Genomic DNA, 17,009 nt, shown 5'->3' with positions numbered 1-17,009 from the left:
ATCGTAAGCCAGCGGAAACATACCGCCTTTGATTAACCGGGCGATTTTGAGGGAATCAATTTTGTCATTTTTTGCTTTTCCGCCATGTATGGCACGCATGTAGAGGGCATGCCCAAGAATGAAGGGGATTTTAAAATCCCGGCAAAGATCGGAAACCCAGTACCAGCAATGCATACATTCCACTCCGACGACCAGATCCTGTTTCATAAACGGTGCCAGTACATCAATCAGGTCGATCGCGGTGGCGGGGATGTTCTGGTGAACAACAACAGTACCGGACGCGTCGAGGATGCAGACGTACAGGACTCTGGCATGTAGATCGATACCACAGTAATAACGGTGGTTATTGGTGTAAAATCTCATTAGCCTTCTCCGGATTGGTTTGGTCACCTATCAGCCTAGGCAATCTGCCGGGCTGGACGGAGAAGGCTCAATTAGTATCAAAGCTATCATAGGGACACTTTTTACTACGCTCCGTTTTGGCACAGCTTCGCCATTTTGCGCCAAAAATCTACTTCATAAAAAGTGCCCCATATAGCGGCGTTACATTTCAAAATAGATCGAGCATGGAACGAGCAGAAATTATAGATCCAGGGTTTTCCACAGCGGACGCTGAATTCCCAAGCATTGATATAGATGAGGGTGATTTAGTCCTTAGATTCAAGGATTGGCAAGAAATCCAACGTGAAGTGTTCTTTCAAGATACCGTCGCCTTTAAATGGCAAATGATTGAAGCATTCATTGATGGTGAGGCATACGATAGAAGCCACATAATTACTGACTCACAATGGCTGGCAGAGCATGTAAAGCAAGGTGAAATCGGGCCTCAAGAAGAGTACAAGCACTACAAATTTGATTTTAACGGTAACGGACAACTTGAGGTAATCAGCAATGGCTTCACAGTCAAAATGTAATCGGGTAGCCGGAGGTATCTAGCCTCCAGCCCCCACAACACCCTGCATGCGGGTCCGCACAGGGCGTTTCACTTAGAATGGTGAAGCCTGATCCATCCATCACGCAGTGCATATAACCCCTGGGATTTCAGATACGCATTATTCAATGCTTCCTGGATTCCCGGTGTTTTTGAGCTGCGCCATGGGCCTTTGCTGGTAATGCCACATGCCACTGCGGCTTGTACTCTGACGCCACGCGCCATTAAGTTCCTTACCTTGGTGCGTGGCTTTCTCCACTGTCGCCAATAGGCCATCCGCACCCGACGCCTGATCCAGTTATCCAGACCGACGCAGAGCAGCGATACCAAAGTAGTTGATCCAGCCCCGCAGGAACTGGTTGACCTTGAAAAGCTGAAATCTCATCGAGACTCCCCAGTTGCGGTTCGTTAATCGTCGAACTTGCTGCTTAAACTTCAACTGTGTTTTCGGGTGCCATTGAATGCATCCTGCCCGGAAGGTGAATCCCAGGAATTGGCTTTCGGTGGTTTTAACGACCAGTTTCAGGCGGTTTTTCAGGTAATAGCTGATGCAGCGGAGTACCCGTTCGCCGGTACGTCGACTTTTTGCCAAGCTCGAAAAATCATCGGCGTAGCGAGCGAATTTGTGCCCACGTTTCTCAAGTTCTTGGTCCAGCGAATTGAGCATAATGTTGGCCAGCAGAGGGGATAATGGTCCTCCCTGAGGTGCAGCTTCCCGGCTCTCAATATAGAACGCGTTATCGATAATCCCCGCGCGCAAATATTGGCTAATCAGCTTCAATAGACGCTTATCCTGCACTTTGCGGCCAAGATGCGTCATTAATAAGTCGTGATTAACCCGGTCGAAAAATTTTGAGAAATCAACATCCACGGCGAATCGCCGCCCTTCCTTGATGAGGCTTTGTACCTGCTTTACCGCTTGCTGCCCATTTCGACCCGGACGGAAACCGAAGCTGTGCTTCGAGAAGCCGGGATCGAAGAGGGGCGTGAGTACCTGGGCAATGGCTTGCTGGATCACGCGGTCGGTGACGGTTGGTATCCCTGGCTGGCGTTTACCGCCATCCGGTTTATCGATTTCAATACGCCGAACCGGTGACGGTTGGTACTGACCTGATTCCAGATCAGTCGTCACCGTTTTCCAGTGGCCGGCTTTGGCCCAAGCGGGGAACTCATCGAGGGTCATGCCATTAATACCATCTGCCCCCTTATTGGCTCGAACGCGATTCCATGCGGTCTGCAGGTTTTTACGCTGCAGAACCTGTTCGAACAGGTCATGGCTAAAGGCTGGCTTCAGGTCATGGCGCTGAGTCACGTCATCGCCGGACGGCATTTGCGTGTTCAGGTCTGACAAGGCTCTTCCTTTGTTCTAAATGTTCAGGTGACAACTACGCTGACATATAGGGCTCGGGCTTCCTCCAGACAGCCTCTCGCGGGACTGCCCTTGCCTTCGGCTAGTAGTTGTCGTTCAATGGATTTCAACGCAGGGAATCAACCGCTCACAAGGAACTGTATGATCACCCCGATTTGCCATCGACGTTGGTTCTCCTACAGGGGACTTTCACCCCATAAGTTCATGCCCATGCCGGGCGTACACAAGCATGTCAATCGGAACGCCAAAAGCTCCGCTTTTGGTTCCTTACGCTGGCACTCCGGCGCCCGCTTACATGAACGTTATGCATCGAGAATGCTATGACTGATATTTCGAAGAAAACCAAGAAAATATTGAATGAGCTAGCATCACAGGCATATGAAAAAGATTTGAGCCGGTGCTTAGACGTCGTATACAAACACTTTCAGGCTTGGAAGGCTGGTGAAATCGAGGTTTGGGACGTAAATCAGGCGGTTCACGATTATCATGATGGTATAGCCAGAGAACTATATAAAACATACTGCATGAATGATCCTTTATTTTCTGTTGTGTTCGGAGTACACCAAGGGCTTATTTCAATCGATGACGTGCCAGAAGAGGTGCGAATCGACGTTGAAAGGATGGCTAGTTCGATTAAAAAATAAAATGCATAACACATATGGCCGTCCCCGCGTAATAGGCGAAGTAACCTCTGAGGCTTTCCTCATGGGTGCTCTTTAATAGTTCGATCCTTTCTGTTGATTACCTGCTGTGCGGTAACAAACACATATAGAGGGTCTCTTATGCACCAGAAGTGCCGCCATAGCGGAGGTCCAGCATCGTATAGGCCACTGGAAATTACTCGGCAACTCTGGCTGTCCTATTCAAGGAAGGTTGGATCACCTGGGTGTACCCGTTAGTAGCGGGATCAGTCAAAGCGTACAGCAGTCGAATTACTAGATTCAGGTGCGGAGGCTGTCCATCTCATCAAGGCATCATTACAAACTAAATTTTAATGCGGCTGGTATAGTCGAGGTTTTATGCACCAAGCTAGCCAAAAATTAAAAAGCGCCTGCAATCTGGCCTCCGGCAGTTGAGGCGGGCATTATGCCGAAGGGGAGATAATTTGATGCCTGTACCCAATCCATCGAGAATCATGACATTTGCAACACCGAAAGAGCTCGGCCAGTGGCTCAAGGTGAATCACGCCACTGAAAGTGAAATATGGGTGAAGATATACAAGAAAAATACGGGGATTCAGAGCGTGACATGGGACGAAGTCGTGATTGAGGCCCTGTGTTGGGGGTGGATCGACGGTGTTAAGAAGTCAATTGATGACCAAGCCTATCTTCAGCGTATTACTCCCAGAAAAGCGCGAAGCAACTGGTCCAAAAGGAACACAGAGCATGCGGAACGTTTGATAAGTGAGGGCCGAATGATGGAATCAGGGCTAGCGCATGTTCGTGCGGCGAAAGCTGACGGTCGTTGGGAAAACGCTTATGTGGTAAGCGAAATGGAAGTACCCGCGGATTTCCTGGCAGCATTGGAGAGCGAGCCGAATGTGAAGCAGTTTTTTGAAACGCTCAATAAATCGAGTCGTTATGCTATAGCGTACGGATTGACAAGTGCGAAGAAACCAGAAACCAGACAAAAGCGGTTTGCAAAATTTATGAACATGCTGGTTCACGAAGAAAAGCCCAAATGAGTGGAATACGGCATAACACATATGAGCCGCCCCCGAGTCAATAGGCGAAATAACCCCTGAGGCTTGCCTCATGGGTGCTCCCTAATAATTCGATCAACATACCTCGCTCTCTGTTGATTACTGCTGTATCGCTTTAATTCAAAGAAAAATAGGGGAGTGTCTGAGGTGGGTATTTTTAAAATAAAAATTTTGATCCGGCAGCTCTGTTAACTGATAAAGGGTAATACACTAATGAGCGGATATATAATCTATCACTATAATATCCTGGATGATGAGAGAATCAGTGAGTTAGGCCCTCTGTCTCTTCCTGTTCTGGAAAAGTACTCTGGCGAATTAGTCGTCGGCAGCGGTGTACGCGTTCTTGAAGGTACGCCATATACTAATATGGTTATGTACAAGTTTAAAAGCATCGATACTGCGAAGAAGTTCTATGATACTGCAGAGGCCAGGCAGCTCTCTAAGCTTAGAAATGAGATTACAGATGGCATTGTGATGTTAGTTCCTGAGTATAGTTCAGATACTTAGAGAATGCAGCCAACCGCAAAAGGCATTGGACGCAGTGAGTGTCAGCCTTTGTGAAAATTGTGGAGAATACGATGAAAACTGAAGAACTTAGTGACAGGGAAATACTCGATATAGTAAGGCCACTCGCTGAGCACACCGAGAATGCATGGAATGAAAAATGCTACAGTGATTTTGTCCGATACTTTCTTGATGAAGATCCTGCTGAACATTTTCCCGAAGAAGAATTCAATCGGCAAATTGAAGAAAACTACGACATATATGGCAAGCACACAATCGCTGATTTGGTTGCCATACATAGAAATCCAGATCATGTGATTGTATTGTGGAAAGTGGATTTGGAAAAACGAGCAGAGCCCGGTCTACTGATCTACGGTTTTAGAAAGCATAATGGCCAGATACTAATCGAAGGCTGTTCATATCATGCGTAAGACTAACAGACGCATATTGTCGAGAGACGATCAGCGGTTTTCTGTAGCACTCCGAGCCAGCTAATAATGCAGGCGTAGTTTATACTGGGTGAAGAGTGTAAAGGGAATTACATGAGCATAGTGGCAATGGCAGAGAATGATGATGAAGAAATCTCATTGATCATCAGCGAATCGAACAAGGATGTAGCTGAAGTATTTGGCCTGAATATCGACAAGAATCCCAAGCATCCTTGATTCTGTAAAAAAGACTGGGCTTTATCCGGGTTTCGCCGTGGCGAAAAGTACTGCATCTATGAAACAGGAAGTGTAGGTGTCGGGCGCGTAGCTTTTGATAATCCAAGACTTGGTGTTGCTTACCTAAATCGTAATTTCTGTACTCCCAAGGTGCCGATATAATGGCATCGGGGAGGAACTGGTGAAACACATCGTTCGATACACAGCACCTAAAAACATTCAAAGAGTTAGCATCGGCATAATTGCTGAGCATAAAAAACTTAATAATTGGTACTTGAAACTGGGGTTCATTGAAGGTGAGGTAAAGGCCTTTCCACATCTTCCGTTTGATGTCCGCTACATGAGCTATGAGGTCAAATTAGCTAACGGTCAGGTCAGGAATTAGTGATTGGGGTTGAGAGTTCAATATATGAATTATTGTCCTGGGCTCATAATAAATTACTGACTTTATATAGAAACAGTATGTCTTCAGGGGATTAAAAATTGAAGGCTTTCACCTTAACCTTATTGTTTTTCTTAAGCTCAAGTGTTTTATCCTCTGAGCTTGAGATGTTCTCACCGATGTTGCTATGCAAGAAAACAGAGGCAGGGCACCGCTATCCTTATGAGTACTTTGCACGATTTTATCTGAAAAATATTTCAGAAAAGAACATTCGGGTTTTATCTGGTGTCAATAAAAGCATGTTTTTCAAGAACAGTGACAACGAAAATGAACTGCATTTCTCAACCCTGAAAGGTGGAACTATTAACGATATTCCGGTCATTCCAAGTGTTGTTGAGTTGAAGTTGGTGGAACTTCGAACGGGTGAGGCTGTGTATATTGAGACTAGGTTTGGCTCTAAGAGGCTGCTCGAAGAGGTAAATTTTATCTATAACATCGGAGATGATTTTGACGGGCGCTTCGGGTATTGGGTGGGAAGGGTTAGCCTGAATAATGTAAGACTCACGCGGCCGAAGCGATGCAAGACATAGCGATGCCGTAATGTGTATCACTATGATGCCGGGAGGTCTGCGCTACCTCATACATACGCAGGCGTTATGCATCCGATTGCCCCGCGATTAGTCGATACCTTCTGTGCTGTGGTCAGGTTTATCCTGGCCTGTTGAGTGCAAGCTGTCGTAAGCCCGCGTAGCTGGATCTTAGCGCTGTTTGTCTCATACTCTCTGTGCTTGAAATTATTTTGATGGCCCTAAACGGGCTTAACTACCGAGAAAACATGATGAACACCCACGAAAAGCTTAACTATGTAGAGTTTCCGGCAAAGGATCTGGAAGCGACTAAAGCGTTCTTTACTGCTGTCTTTAGCTGGTCGTTCGTTGACTATGGCCCGGACTATGCTGCCTTTGCAGACCAGGGGCTGGACGGTGGTTTCTTCAGGGCAGATGCCTGTAGCCAGACGTCAAACGGCGCGGCACTGCTGGTGTTCTACAGCAGCGATATCCATCAGACCCTGAGTAAAGTGACCGCCAATGGTGGTGTCATCGTGCGGGAGATCTTCGATTTTCCCGGCGGTTGTCGTTTCCATTTTACTGAGCCGAGCGGCAATGAGTTTGCGGTCTGGTCTGAGAAACGCTAACTGATCGGATCACTGATCTCAAAACAGCATCTGTTCAGGGAGGTGATATGCGTTTAAGGATTCTATCTGATCTGCATCTGGAGCATTACGCGCAAGGGCTGGATCTGCCCGATGTAGAGGCAGATGCCGTGATATTGGCGGGAGATATTTACACCGGCACGCAAGGGCTCGCCTGGGCCGCCGAGCGCTTTGCAGGTGTGCCGGTGTTGTACGTGCCGGGCAATCACGAGTTCTATGGCCACTCGATGCCTGCACTGCGGGCCGAGATGCGCTCTGAAGCTGAACGCCTGGGCGTCCATCTGCTTGATAACACCAGTGTTGAACTGGGCGGAGTTAAGTTTATCGGTACCACCCTCTGGACCGATTTTGCCCTGTATGCGGATGATCCCGATTACGAGGCTGATATGACCTATGAGCGGGCGTTGGCGGTCGTGCCTGATTTCAGTCTGATCGAGCAGCCGGATGGGACGGCGTTTACACCGCAGGAGAGTCAGCGCCTGCATCGTGAAGCGATCAGTTGGTTGGAGCGTGAGCTGTCTACTCCATTTTGTGGACCTAAGGTGGTTATCACGCACCATGCACCACTCGCCGACTGTATCCCGACCCGCTATCGGGGTGATTCGCTGTCGCCGGTATTTGCATCCCGGTTGCATCAGTTTATGGGGAAAGCTGTCCTTTGGGTCCACGGACATGTGCATGAACCGGTTGATTTAGTCTGTAAGGGGACAAGGGTTATCGCTAACCCCGGTGGCTATCCCGACGAGTTTGAGACACCTTGTTTTGTTTCCGACCTGGTGGTGGAGGTGACGGTAGCTGCGCCGGAATCGCTGTAGCTGTCTCGGGGCAGGACAAGCACTACCTGTGCGTTCTTTTTAACCGCTTAGCGCGGGTGAGAGTGTGGGTTGCCGCTATTCAGTTTCCTCTATTGCTTCCCCGGATCGCCTTCGGCATCATCGATGGCCGTGCTTTATCATCTCTGTGAGCAACCGTCGGGCCCGGCACAGGGTACCCGCCAGTAACAGTAACTATCAGGACGACACTACCTTGCAGGACGAGACTATCTTGAAAAACACCACTATGGCTGATCAGGAAACCATTGACGTCTATAACGATCAGGTCGAAAGCTATGTCGAGGTGATCGACCCGGAAGCGGTTGATCCGTTGTTACTGAAGTTTATCGCCCGGCTGGCGCCGGAGGCCTATGTGCTGGATCTTGGCTGCGGCCCGGCGCTCTCTTCGGTGACAATGCGTGATCATGGGCTGCGGGTTGATCCCACTGATGCTTCCGAAGAGATGGTGAAGTGGGCCAATGAGAAGTTTGATATCGGCGCCCGGCAGGCGTTGTTTCAGGATATCGATTGCAGCAATACCTATGACGCCGTCTGGGCGAACTTCTGCTTGCTGCATGCCCCGGAGGAGGTCTTTCCGGATATCCTGCGTGCGCTGAACCGGGCCTTGAAACCGCATGGAGTAATGCATCTGGCGATGAAGCTGGGTAGCGGTGCTACCCGGGATAAGATCGGCCGCTTCTACAGCTACTACTCCCAGCAAGCATTATGCAGCTATCTGCAGGATGCGGGCTTTATGGTGGCTGATATCCAGCTGGGCGAGGCGATGAGTCTTGCCGGCGAAGTCGAGCCCTGGATCGCATTAACCGTTTTCTCCGAAAAGGCTGCCTGATTTCGCACTGCATCTGGCCGTGCCCTGACCGTGAATGAGTTGCCACTGTCAGGTCTGATCGCCATGTAAGTGCATTGCTATGACGGCTCCATAATTGCTGCACCGGGTGGCGGTGACTGCGCTGGGTTGTGTGATTCCCCGAACTGCCTTGCCCGCTGCCATCCCTTGCTGACGCTGTCGTTTTTGTTGCTCCAGCATATTATCTCGACCAACCGCTATAACCAACTGCACGGGCATCCGGGACAGGCGGTGCTGGAAAGACCCTTGCCAGCGCTCGGGTGATGGGTAAGGAAACGCCCAGTCAGTCATTCTGATCCGATAGTTCCTTTTCTGAGTACAAGCTTTAACCCGGTCAGCTCAGGCCGGGTTACCGGGGGCTTGCTTAAGGCCCGTTGCGATTGATCTCTTAGGTTCCGAGGATGCGTAGTGATGTCTGAATTCACAGAGAACTTATCCCGTTTGTCGGGTTTTATTGCCGATGGCCTGGTATCCGGGCCGCTGGTTGCCCTGACGGTGTTTCATATCAGTGCAGCCCTTATCGTCTATCTCAGTTTCAGATTTCGGGCTGATCGTCAGTCGTGAGGCCGGGCCGAGGTTGTTTTCGCTATCGGGTCTGTGATGGCAGTTGCGTCAGCCTAAACATTTCCTGATCGCTTTCTATCGCTGTATGATGCCGCTTTTTCTAAACCTTGTCGGGAATCGATCGTGGAAATCAAACGTATTAACCCATGCGCACGCTGGTCTGACGCTACTGTTTTCAATGGCATGGCGCATTTTGTTGAAGTACCTGAAGGTGATCTGAGCGAAGGGATCAGCGGACAGCTGGCGCAGATCTTCGAGCAGGCGGAAGCCTCCCTGGCCACGGTTAACAGTGACAAATCCCGTCTTATCTCGGTCACCATCTACCTCACTGACTTTGCCAATATGGCGGCGCTGAACGAAGCCTGGGAAGCCTGGCTACCGGAAGGAACTGCGCCAAGCCGTGCGTGCGTTAAGGCCGAGCTGGCAAACCCTGATTACCTGGCTGAGATCGCTTTTGTCGCCGCGGGCGAGTAATTCTGCCCTTATCAGCTGTGCCGTAAGGCACAGTAACAGCCAGAAAACCGGATAACTGAAGCAGCCGCTGAGCTGCTTTTTTTATGCCTGGCGCTGTTAGCATTTCTGCTGTCGATGGATTTTATCAATAGATTTTCTAATGCGAACCATTAGCTGAAATTTTCCCAATCCATAACTCTTACCTTTTGGCGACCAGCTATGATCTGTGGGCGACATTGCTGGTCGGGCTAAGAGTCATTTACGACTGCAATGGATTCCGTGCCAGCCGTTGCCGGGTTGCTTCACCCTAAGTACTTCGGGCTGTTTAACCCTGTTTTAACAAACGCAAGCACCGTCTTGATCGTTACCGGAAACGACAGTTGTAACAATTTTGACATATTCCGGGGTTCGGATAATTCTTTCTTTAATTAAACGATCAATTAAAAAAGATTGGTTGTTTTAGCCATCGAATAATAAGAAGTCAAAAGGTGTTGATTGATGAAGAACCCTTATCCAAAGCTGGCACTGACCAGTGCTGTTGTCCTGGCGTCCACCTTCGGTATGGTCGGCCAGAGTCAGGCGGCGGTATCGATCTCCAAAGGGAAAACCAGCATTCCCGCAGGTAACGCCATTAGCGAACAGGATATGACCATCCGCAACGATAAGCTGGCGTTCTCGCTGGCGATCGGCTCTGCACCCCCCTGGGGTGTCGCCAGAGGCTGTATCGTTGATATTGCCAATGTGAAGCCGGATGGCAGTCTGAGTAATGACCGGGTGGCCTTTGCCGATTTCATACCCAACAACTGGTCCGGCTGGCCCAATACCTACCAGAAAGTAGATGTGCTGAAAGACACGCCCCAGGAGGCGGTGGTTAAGGTCAGCCGTGATTTCGGCGAGGTGGATATCACCACGGTTTATACCCTTAAAGAGGGTTCTGACCTGATCCATGTGAAGACCAGCATGACCAATAAAGGCGACGATCTGGACGAGCTGATCTCCGGCTTCACCCTCTGGCCGGACGGTGGCTTTAAGTTTGCCGTACCGGGTTATGCCGGACAGGAAGAGGCCGTGGTCACAGATCCGATTGCCGATCGCTTCGTGGGTTATGACGCTGACTGGGGAATCGCCCTGCACGCGCCTTACTTCAGCGAACTCAAATACAAATCGCGTGACCTGTACAAGAAACATGGCCTGAAGAAGGGGGAGACGGTCACCTTTGAAGGCGATTACCAGGTGCTGGGCAGTGGCGATATCTCACCGGTGGTCAAGGCTGAGATCGAGCGCAAGCAACTTAAGTCCGGCAGCCTCAGTGGCCGCGTGAAAACCCGGGATGGCGCAGTGGTCGAGGCGCCCGCCGTGATCGTGCTGAAGGACGGTGCCCCCTATATCTGGGTGATTGGTGAGAAGGGGCGCTACCAGCTTGATCTGCCGGTGGGTGACTACGAAGTCTATGCCGCCGGCAAGGGATATTCCGATAGCCGCAAGCATAAGGTCAGTATTGGCGCGGGTAAGCGATCCAGCCTGTCATTCGATGACCTGCTGGCACCGGGCGAGGTGAGTATTCAGGTGGTGGACGCCAACACTAACCTGCCGCGTGATGCCAAGATTCAGATCGAGAAGGGCAATAAGCCGCTGATCGAGTTCCTCGGTGCTAAGACCTTCTTTACCGAGCTGACCGAGGTTGGTCAGGCGCGCTTTACCCTGGCACCGGGCGACTACCAGCTTAAAGTCTCAGCGGGCAGTGATTTCCTGTCAAAAGCAGCATTGGTGGATGCGAAGGTTCAGCCGAATAAGACCACCGATCTGACCAGCAAGGTCGAGATCAGGACCTATCCGACCGAGCGCGGCTGGTATGCCGGTGATCTGCACCATCATGCCGATGTGCTGGAAGGCTCAACGCCGCCGGAATACCTGGTGCGCTCCCAGCTTGCTGCAGGCCTGGATGTGACCTTCGTCAGTGACCATGATTCCACCAAAAACCACCAGGCGATCAGCAAGCTGTCAGCCCAGCGCGGTGTGCCTTTCGTGCCTTCGATGGAGGTGTCGCCATCCTGGGGGCACTTTAACCCGTTTCCGCTGAAGATCGGGGCTAAGCTAAGCGTTGATCCGGGTACAGATGATATTCATAGCATTATCCGGGATGCCCGTCGTATGGGGGCGATCAACGTGGCGTCCAACCATCCGTTTATCCCGTACGGCTATATGAGCAGTCTGGAGAAGGGGATTGCGCCGGGTGGTTTTAACGCCGGTATCGATCTGATTGAGATCAATGCTGAAGTGAAATACCAGAAGGCGATCGAGAAAGCGCGGGCGCTCTGGAGTGAAGGGCTGCCGTATTACTATACCGCGGGCTCTGATACCCATGATGTCTGGAATGAAACGACCGGGCATAACCGGATGTTCGTCTATACCGGCAGCAAGCCAAGTGCCGACAGCTTCGCTCAGGCGATGAAAAACGGCCGTGGCTATGTGTCCTTCGGGCCGGTGATCTATCCGCAGAACGTGATGTTTGGCGATACCCTGAAGCTGACTCAAAGCCAGCCGCAGAAGATCAGCTTTGACCTGTTGTCGGTTAACGGCCTGAAGACAGTAAAGCTGATCGGCAACAACGGGGTGATTTCCGAACAGGCACTGGTTGGGGATGAGCAGAGTGTCAGCTTCGACGTGCCGCATCAGTCCGGCTGGCTGGCGCTGGTGGTGGAAGATGGCAAGGAACACAAAGCCTATTCCAACCCGATCTGGCTGAAAACGGTGGCGAAGTCGGAGTTCTGATTACCAGGCTGGAAACATTCAAACGCCCGGAGAGTCCGGGCGCTTTCGTTCTAGCCGCTGATCAGAAGCTGTTCTGCAATACCACTTCGCTCAGAGGTAGCTGACCACCGCGACCGTTGGCAGGCTTAGCCGCCTTACCAATTGCCACCATCATCACGAAGATATGATCTTCCGGCAGGTTAACAATCTTCGCCATCTGCTCCTGATCAAATCCGATCATCGGGCAGGAGTCATAACCCATCGCTTTGGCACTGAGCATCAGGGTCTGGGCTGCCATCGCACCGGAGCGGATCGCTTCGTCACGCTGAATCCACTCTCGGCCATTGTAGAAATCCTGCAGCATCGGTACCAGCATCGCCTGGACATCTTCCGGTGCATCCTGCCAGTAGCGCTCTGGTGATTTCTGCCAGGCGTTGGTGTCACCGCAGATCAGTACCAGCTCTGAGGCTTCGCTGACCTGAGCCTGATCCCAGGCCGCTGCCCGGACAGCCTGACGCTGGTTCTCATCAGTGATGCGCAGGAAACGCCAGTGCTGGATGTTGTAGGAGGTCGGCGAAAGCAGGGCCTGCTCATAGAGGGTGGCGACCTCTGCTTCCGTCATGCGGTGGCTCGGATCGAAATGCTTTACTGAGCGTCTTTCGGTGATCGCTGTTGTCAGGTCCATGGTTATCTCCGGTGATGAAAGTATGCAGCGGAGCTTAACATGGTGCTGAAAACGTAATAAATGGCTTTATTCGTAAGGGTAAGTTGCATAAATGGTGTTAATAAATAGACCCAGGTTAAGGCCTGCGGGTGTCGTTCAGGTTTTAATAGCGGGCTTAGTTGCGCCTGCCCTTTAGGATCTAATGGGCTGAATGATAAGGCATAAATCTTAGTCAGGCGCTAGAGTTGGTATTCAGGCTGTCTTGCAGCGAAACGGTGCCGCAGCGAAACAGGGACAGGTGATGACTATCGTATTTAAATACAGCGTTCAACCCGGTGACAGCCTTTCGGCGATCGCAAACAACATCAGCCGGAGTAGTGGTGTCAGCGGGCAGTCGATTGCCACAGCTAACGGGCTTGCCGATGCCAACCTGATCAGCCTGGGGCAAACGCTTAAGATCCCCTGTAATGATGGGGCCGCTTACTGGAACTATCAGGTCGGGCCGGGCGATACGCTCTCCACAATAGCCGCCAAGATAGGACGCTGCCGGGGCCTCAGCTGGTCGCAGATTGCTGCGGCCAATCCCGATATTAACCCTGACATCATCCATGCCGGACAACGGCTGCTGATTCCCGCCACAGAGGATCCTGCTGCTACAGCGACAACCTCAACTTCAACCGACGCGACAGGCCAGCCTGCAGTGGCGGCTGAACACGTTGGTTATTGGGACTGGACATGGACTGATTCAGCACCGCTTCCCGGCGCTGATATAGCTATCGCATTTAGCGGCTGGGCGGATGTCGATAAGGCAATTACCGACAGTGCCCGTTGCAGAGACAGCCTGCAGGGCGAGCGCTATATCTCCCTCGGGGGTGGCTCGGAGACGACCGGCGCATTTAGCCGTGCGTTTCTCGATCAGATCGATCAGGCGATCGTTCAGGGACGCTTTAGTGGCTATAAGGGGCTGGCCTACGATATCGAAACCGGTGAGGCCGGTCTGGCGAATGCCTTTGCGGCCTCGTTTAAGCGTGCTAAGGCGGCAGGCTTTAAAGTGCTGGTAACCGTCAGTCATTCAGCGCCCTACGGGATTGCTGACCGGGTGGTCCTGATGGAGTCATTGTTCAGCGACGGAAATATCGACTTTATCTCTCCCCAGCTTTATAGCAGCGGCCAGGAGTCGCACAACGACTATGCCGATCCGGCCCTGAGCTGGAGCCAGTATAGCGCGGCTAAGGCGAAGATTATCCCAAGCCTGGTATCGGCCACTAACTACCCGGATGCACAACGATACTTTGCCGCCCAGGGTGTGACGCTGTCCGGCTATATCCAGTGGAAACAGGCAGGTTAACCGGATTTACTGACCTGCACAGCCACTGTGCTGCCTATACTTGTGGCAATGGAATACAGGCAGGAGTGGGCAAGATGGCTGGATTCAGGCAGATTTCTTACATCGCAATACTGTCCCTGGCCGCGCTGCCGGCCCTGGCCCATGATGCGGCGGAGAAGGTCGGTTATGTTGCCCCGCATGGCGGTGGCTTTATGGCAGGGCTCAGCCATCCGGTGCTGGGGTTTGATCACTTACTGGCAATGATCAGTGTGGGCGTGCTCAGCGCTCAGATGGGCGGTCGGGCGATCTGGCAGGTGCCGCTAACCTTTGTATTTCTGATGCTGCTGGGCGGTGTGGCCGGTATGCAGAAAGTCCCGCTGTTTTCGGTTGAGCTAGGGATTGCGATATCGGTACTGGCGCTGGGAATCGCCATTGCCGCAGAAAGCAAATTTTCCGCTCTGCTGGCGATTACCTTCGTCGGCTTCTTTGCCATCTTCCACGGTCATGCTCACGGTACCGAAATGCCCTATCTGGCAAAGCCGGTGCTCTATGCGCTGGGCTTTGTTGCAGGGACTGCGGCGATCCATATTGCCGGAGTCGTCATCGGCCTGGTTTCACAGCGTTATCAGCAAGGGGTGGCGGTATTGCGTTATACCGGTGCCGCGATAGCCGGGATTGGCTTTCACCTGATCCTGATGCCGGTGCTGGGTTAGCTCGCAGAGAAAGGCGGCTCTGCTTTATTGCTGCCAGGTTGTGGTAGGGTGGAGCCACAATCGAACGGGCAGGGTCGCAACCATGAAAATTGAAACCGAAGCGCAGCTAAGGCAGATCTACGGGGAGCCGGTGGATCGGGTAAAGCGCAAGCAACTTGCTGCCTTGGAACAACACTCTGTGCGGTTTATCGAAATGGCTCCCTTCGTTGTGCTGGCTAGCACTAATGGCCGTGGGTTTTGTGACAGCTCGCCAAGAGGTGGCGCGCCCGGGTTTGTTAAGATCATCGACAATCATACGCTGCTGATTCCGGATGCCAGGGGGAATAACCTGCTGGACAGCCATATCAATATTCTGGAAACCGGTCGGATCGGCTGCCTGTTTATGATTCCGGGTATGGATGAGGTGCTGCGCGTTAACGGACGCGCTGAAATACGTACCGATAGCGATTACCTCGGACGCTTTGCCCATCCGAAGCATCCGGCTGTTTCGGTGATCAAGGTCGCTATCGAAGAGGTATTTCTCCATTGTGCCAAAGCGCTAATGAGAGCAGGATTATGGCAGGCCGGGAGTCAGATCGACCGGCGTGAATTTCCCTCTCTGGGCCAGATGGTTAATGACCAGCCTGGTGAGCAGGTCGCAGTCGAAAGTCAGGCTGAGATGGCGGAGCGCTATAGAAAGCTGCTGAGTGACTGAGCACAGCGATCTTATCACCGCATGGGTCCGGGCAGCGAGGCAGTTTAAATCGCCAGGGCCTGAAGGCTTGCGGCGGCACGCGGTTTTGAAAAAGCCCGCTATCCTGAATATGGCGGGTAACAGTTTGATGACAGTTGGGCCTTCATTCTGTCGTCATCTGCTTTGGGTAGGGTTCCGGCGGTATCGGCTTAGCTGAATAAGGAGCTGCGATAGCAACGCATGATTTGCAATGATGCGGAGGCGCGAATGGATTTCAAAGAGCTGGAAAGACTGATTAACCTGGATGCCTTTACCACCGATAAGGCGGGCGTAGACCGAAATGGCGCAGTTTATGCGCAGTGGTTGCAGCCGCTCGGGTTTGAGGTCGAACGCTACCAGCGCGAGCTGATTGGCGACCACCTGATGTTTCGCTCAGAGAGGCGGCCGGGTGCCCGATTGCTGTTACTCGGCCATCTGGATACCGGATCGCCCGCACACTATTCCCCCCGATTTACCGAAGATGATGGCTGGGTATATGGCCCTGGCGTCTGTGATATGAAGGGGGGCAACTACGTTGCCGTCTGCGCCCTGCGTAACCTGCACGAACAGCGTGGCCGGATTGCCAATGTCGATCTGTTACTGGTCAGTGATGCCGAAGGCGGGAGTGGCGACAGTCACAGTCTGACTGCGGCGCTGGCGCGCGAGTATGACAGTTGTCTGGTATTTGCCGCAGCCGGTTCACGGCATGAAGTCGTGACCGGACGCCAGGGAGTGGCGGCCTATGTCATCAGGCTGTCCGGGCGTTCATTTCAGGCAGGCAGTCTGTATACCCAACATACCAATGCAACGGAGACCGCCGGATGGCTGGCCAGCGCGCTGATCGCACTGTCGGACCCGGAACGGGGTTCCTGTGTCAGTGTTGCCCGTATCGGAGAGGATGGAGTCGCCGCTAAAGTGTTGCCTGAAGTCGAGTTACTGGTTGAAGTGCGTTATTCGTCAATTCCGGAGCGGGAGCGACTGCTGGGCGAATTTTCAGAGTTACTCGATTCCAGTAATCTGCGGCTGGTCGATATCGAAATCAGTGGCGGCATACAGCGTGACGTGATGGCGCCGGATATGGAGCAGGCTGACTGGCTGGAGCAGATCGAGGAGTGGCTGGGCTACCCGCTGAAAACAGAGCGGCGGACGGCAACCAGTGATGCCAATATTGTCGCTGCCGAAGGTGTCCCGACATTAGATGGATTCGGCCCTCATGGCGATGGCGAGCACACCCGAAAGGAACGTGCCCGCAAAGCCAGCTTCGTGCGCCGTATCGATGAAGTTACCCGGATTCTACAGGCATTTGATGACCAGTCAGAACTGGTGGAAGAGTCTCGCAAGTGGCTTGAAAAAGACTCTTTAACTCATTGATAATTAAG

General features: G+C 52.0%; 21 protein-coding genes. 18 read left to right on the top strand and 3 right to left on the bottom strand.

Annotated features, from left to right (window positions below; translation table 11 throughout):
- A partial coding sequence (locus Q354_RS0104885; protein WP_027856636.1) for an IS110 family transposase occupies positions 1-363 on the bottom strand: 363 nt, incomplete at its 3' end.
- A gap of 203 nt (positions 364-566) precedes the next feature.
- Between Q354_RS0104885 and Q354_RS0104880 the strand changes: the two genes are divergently transcribed.
- Positions 567-914 (top strand): hypothetical protein, encoded by a 348-nt coding sequence (locus Q354_RS0104880; protein ID WP_027856635.1) that lies wholly within the window; start codon positions 567-569, stop codon positions 912-914.
- Between the two features lie 315 nt (positions 915-1,229).
- Here Q354_RS0104880 and ltrA read toward each other — a convergent pair whose 3' ends face one another.
- On the bottom strand, positions 1,230-2,282 hold the full coding sequence (ltrA, locus tag Q354_RS24640) for a group II intron reverse transcriptase/maturase (RefSeq protein ID WP_245600991.1): 1,053 nt from the start codon (positions 2,280-2,282) through the stop codon (positions 1,230-1,232).
- A gap of 338 nt (positions 2,283-2,620) precedes the next feature.
- Between ltrA and Q354_RS0104870 the strand changes: the two genes are divergently transcribed.
- The 13 genes from Q354_RS0104870 to Q354_RS0104810 all read left to right on the top strand — a co-directional run bounded on the left by Q354_RS0104870 (position 2,621) and on the right by Q354_RS0104810 (position 12,235).
- The gene (locus Q354_RS0104870) at positions 2,621-2,944 is read left to right on the top strand and encodes a hypothetical protein (protein WP_027856634.1); all 324 of its coding nucleotides are present in this window, start codon (positions 2,621-2,623) and stop codon (positions 2,942-2,944) included.
- Positions 2,945-3,408: 464 nt separating this feature from the next.
- Positions 3,409-3,984: a YdeI/OmpD-associated family protein gene (locus tag Q354_RS0104865; protein WP_027856633.1), complete on the top strand. Its 576-nt coding sequence runs from the start codon at positions 3,409-3,411 to the stop codon at positions 3,982-3,984.
- 231 nt (positions 3,985-4,215) lie between these two features.
- Positions 4,216-4,509, top strand: coding sequence for a DUF1330 domain-containing protein (locus Q354_RS0104860; protein ID WP_027856632.1), 294 nt, complete (start codon positions 4,216-4,218; stop codon positions 4,507-4,509).
- Positions 4,510-4,580: 71 nt separating this feature from the next.
- Entirely contained in the window at positions 4,581-4,937 is a 357-nt protein-coding gene (locus Q354_RS28160) for a hypothetical protein (RefSeq protein WP_156948201.1), read from the top strand.
- A 111-nt stretch (positions 4,938-5,048) separates the two neighbouring features.
- Complete coding sequence (locus Q354_RS28840; RefSeq protein WP_281174709.1) at positions 5,049-5,171, top strand: hypothetical protein; 123 nt, start codon at positions 5,049-5,051, stop codon at positions 5,169-5,171.
- Positions 5,172-5,352: 181 nt separating this feature from the next.
- Positions 5,353-5,556 carry a hypothetical protein gene (locus Q354_RS28645; RefSeq protein WP_245600990.1) on the top strand — a complete coding sequence of 68 codons (204 nt, stop codon included), beginning with the start codon at positions 5,353-5,355 and terminating at the stop codon, positions 5,554-5,556.
- A gap of 98 nt (positions 5,557-5,654) precedes the next feature.
- Positions 5,655-6,143 carry a hypothetical protein gene (locus Q354_RS0104845; protein WP_027856630.1) on the top strand — a complete coding sequence of 163 codons (489 nt, stop codon included), beginning with the start codon at positions 5,655-5,657 and terminating at the stop codon, positions 6,141-6,143.
- A gap of 248 nt (positions 6,144-6,391) precedes the next feature.
- Positions 6,392-6,748 (top strand): VOC family protein, encoded by a 357-nt coding sequence (locus Q354_RS0104840; protein ID WP_027856629.1) that lies wholly within the window; start codon positions 6,392-6,394, stop codon positions 6,746-6,748.
- A 47-nt stretch (positions 6,749-6,795) separates the two neighbouring features.
- On the top strand, positions 6,796-7,581 hold the full coding sequence (locus Q354_RS0104835) for a metallophosphoesterase family protein (protein WP_027856628.1): 786 nt from the start codon (positions 6,796-6,798) through the stop codon (positions 7,579-7,581).
- 229 nt (positions 7,582-7,810) lie between these two features.
- Positions 7,811-8,428, top strand: coding sequence for a class I SAM-dependent methyltransferase (locus tag Q354_RS0104830; RefSeq protein ID WP_156948199.1), 618 nt, complete (start codon positions 7,811-7,813; stop codon positions 8,426-8,428).
- A 429-nt stretch (positions 8,429-8,857) separates the two neighbouring features.
- Complete coding sequence (locus tag Q354_RS28155) at positions 8,858-9,010, top strand: hypothetical protein (protein WP_156948197.1); 153 nt, start codon at positions 8,858-8,860, stop codon at positions 9,008-9,010.
- Between the two features lie 123 nt (positions 9,011-9,133).
- Complete coding sequence (locus tag Q354_RS0104815) at positions 9,134-9,484, top strand: RidA family protein (RefSeq protein ID WP_027856625.1); 351 nt, start codon at positions 9,134-9,136, stop codon at positions 9,482-9,484.
- A 477-nt stretch (positions 9,485-9,961) separates the two neighbouring features.
- On the top strand, positions 9,962-12,235 hold the full coding sequence (locus tag Q354_RS0104810) for a CehA/McbA family metallohydrolase (RefSeq protein WP_036228479.1): 2,274 nt from the start codon (positions 9,962-9,964) through the stop codon (positions 12,233-12,235).
- Positions 12,236-12,296: 61 nt separating this feature from the next.
- On the opposite strand, the gene Q354_RS0104805 is transcribed toward Q354_RS0104810, so the two are convergent.
- Complete coding sequence (locus tag Q354_RS0104805) at positions 12,297-12,899, bottom strand: nitroreductase family protein (RefSeq protein ID WP_027856623.1); 603 nt, start codon at positions 12,897-12,899, stop codon at positions 12,297-12,299.
- Between the two features lie 280 nt (positions 12,900-13,179).
- Here Q354_RS0104805 and Q354_RS27190 point away from each other — a divergent pair, with 280 nt between their 5' ends.
- From Q354_RS27190 to Q354_RS24625, 4 genes are all read left to right on the top strand, one after another.
- Positions 13,180-14,226 (top strand): LysM peptidoglycan-binding domain-containing protein, encoded by a 1,047-nt coding sequence (locus tag Q354_RS27190; protein ID WP_051559893.1) that lies wholly within the window; start codon positions 13,180-13,182, stop codon positions 14,224-14,226.
- Positions 14,227-14,300: 74 nt separating this feature from the next.
- Positions 14,301-14,918 carry a HupE/UreJ family protein gene (locus tag Q354_RS0104795; protein ID WP_156948195.1) on the top strand — a complete coding sequence of 206 codons (618 nt, stop codon included), beginning with the start codon at positions 14,301-14,303 and terminating at the stop codon, positions 14,916-14,918.
- A gap of 82 nt (positions 14,919-15,000) precedes the next feature.
- Positions 15,001-15,612, top strand: coding sequence for a pyridoxamine 5'-phosphate oxidase family protein (locus Q354_RS0104790; protein WP_027856621.1), 612 nt, complete (start codon positions 15,001-15,003; stop codon positions 15,610-15,612).
- Between the two features lie 246 nt (positions 15,613-15,858).
- Complete coding sequence (locus Q354_RS24625; protein WP_051559900.1) at positions 15,859-17,001, top strand: M20/M25/M40 family metallo-hydrolase; 1,143 nt, start codon at positions 15,859-15,861, stop codon at positions 16,999-17,001.
- Positions 17,002-17,009: the final 8 nt, after the last annotated feature.

Source organism: Marinobacterium jannaschii DSM 6295, assembly GCF_000620085.1.
Lineage (GTDB): Bacteria > Pseudomonadota > Gammaproteobacteria > Pseudomonadales > Balneatricaceae > Pontibacterium > Pontibacterium jannaschii.
The sequence above is the reverse complement of the archived record's forward strand: the minus strand, read 5'-3'. Positions and strand labels throughout refer to the sequence as shown.

What these genes read in the sequence shown, in the direction of transcription:
- Q354_RS0104870 (WP_027856634.1), top strand. Translation starts at nt 2,621, where the DNA reads ATGACTGATATTTCGAAGAAAACCAAGAAAATATTGAATGAGCTAGCA.
- Q354_RS24625 (WP_051559900.1), top strand. Translation starts at nt 15,859, where the DNA reads ATGGATTTCAAAGAGCTGGAAAGACTGATTAACCTGGATGCCTTTACC.
- Q354_RS0104835 (WP_027856628.1), top strand. Translation starts at nt 6,796, where the DNA reads ATGCGTTTAAGGATTCTATCTGATCTGCATCTGGAGCATTACGCGCAA.
- Q354_RS0104860 (WP_027856632.1), top strand. Translation starts at nt 4,216, where the DNA reads ATGAGCGGATATATAATCTATCACTATAATATCCTGGATGATGAGAGA.
- Q354_RS27190 (WP_051559893.1), top strand. Translation starts at nt 13,180, where the DNA reads ATGACTATCGTATTTAAATACAGCGTTCAACCCGGTGACAGCCTTTCG.
- Q354_RS0104795 (WP_156948195.1), top strand. Translation starts at nt 14,301, where the DNA reads ATGGCTGGATTCAGGCAGATTTCTTACATCGCAATACTGTCCCTGGCC.
- Q354_RS0104840 (WP_027856629.1), top strand. Translation starts at nt 6,392, where the DNA reads ATGAACACCCACGAAAAGCTTAACTATGTAGAGTTTCCGGCAAAGGAT.
- Q354_RS0104810 (WP_036228479.1), top strand. Translation starts at nt 9,962, where the DNA reads ATGAAGAACCCTTATCCAAAGCTGGCACTGACCAGTGCTGTTGTCCTG.
- Q354_RS28840 (WP_281174709.1), top strand. Translation starts at nt 5,049, where the DNA reads ATGAGCATAGTGGCAATGGCAGAGAATGATGATGAAGAAATCTCATTG.
- Q354_RS0104865 (WP_027856633.1), top strand. Translation starts at nt 3,409, where the DNA reads ATGCCTGTACCCAATCCATCGAGAATCATGACATTTGCAACACCGAAA.
- Q354_RS0104790 (WP_027856621.1), top strand. Translation starts at nt 15,001, where the DNA reads ATGAAAATTGAAACCGAAGCGCAGCTAAGGCAGATCTACGGGGAGCCG.
- Q354_RS28155 (WP_156948197.1), top strand. Translation starts at nt 8,858, where the DNA reads ATGTCTGAATTCACAGAGAACTTATCCCGTTTGTCGGGTTTTATTGCC.
- Q354_RS28160 (WP_156948201.1), top strand. Translation starts at nt 4,581, where the DNA reads ATGAAAACTGAAGAACTTAGTGACAGGGAAATACTCGATATAGTAAGG.
- Q354_RS0104880 (WP_027856635.1), top strand. Translation starts at nt 567, where the DNA reads ATGGAACGAGCAGAAATTATAGATCCAGGGTTTTCCACAGCGGACGCT.
- Q354_RS0104805 (WP_027856623.1), bottom strand. Translation starts at nt 12,899, where the DNA reads ATGGACCTGACAACAGCGATCACCGAAAGACGCTCAGTAAAGCATTTC.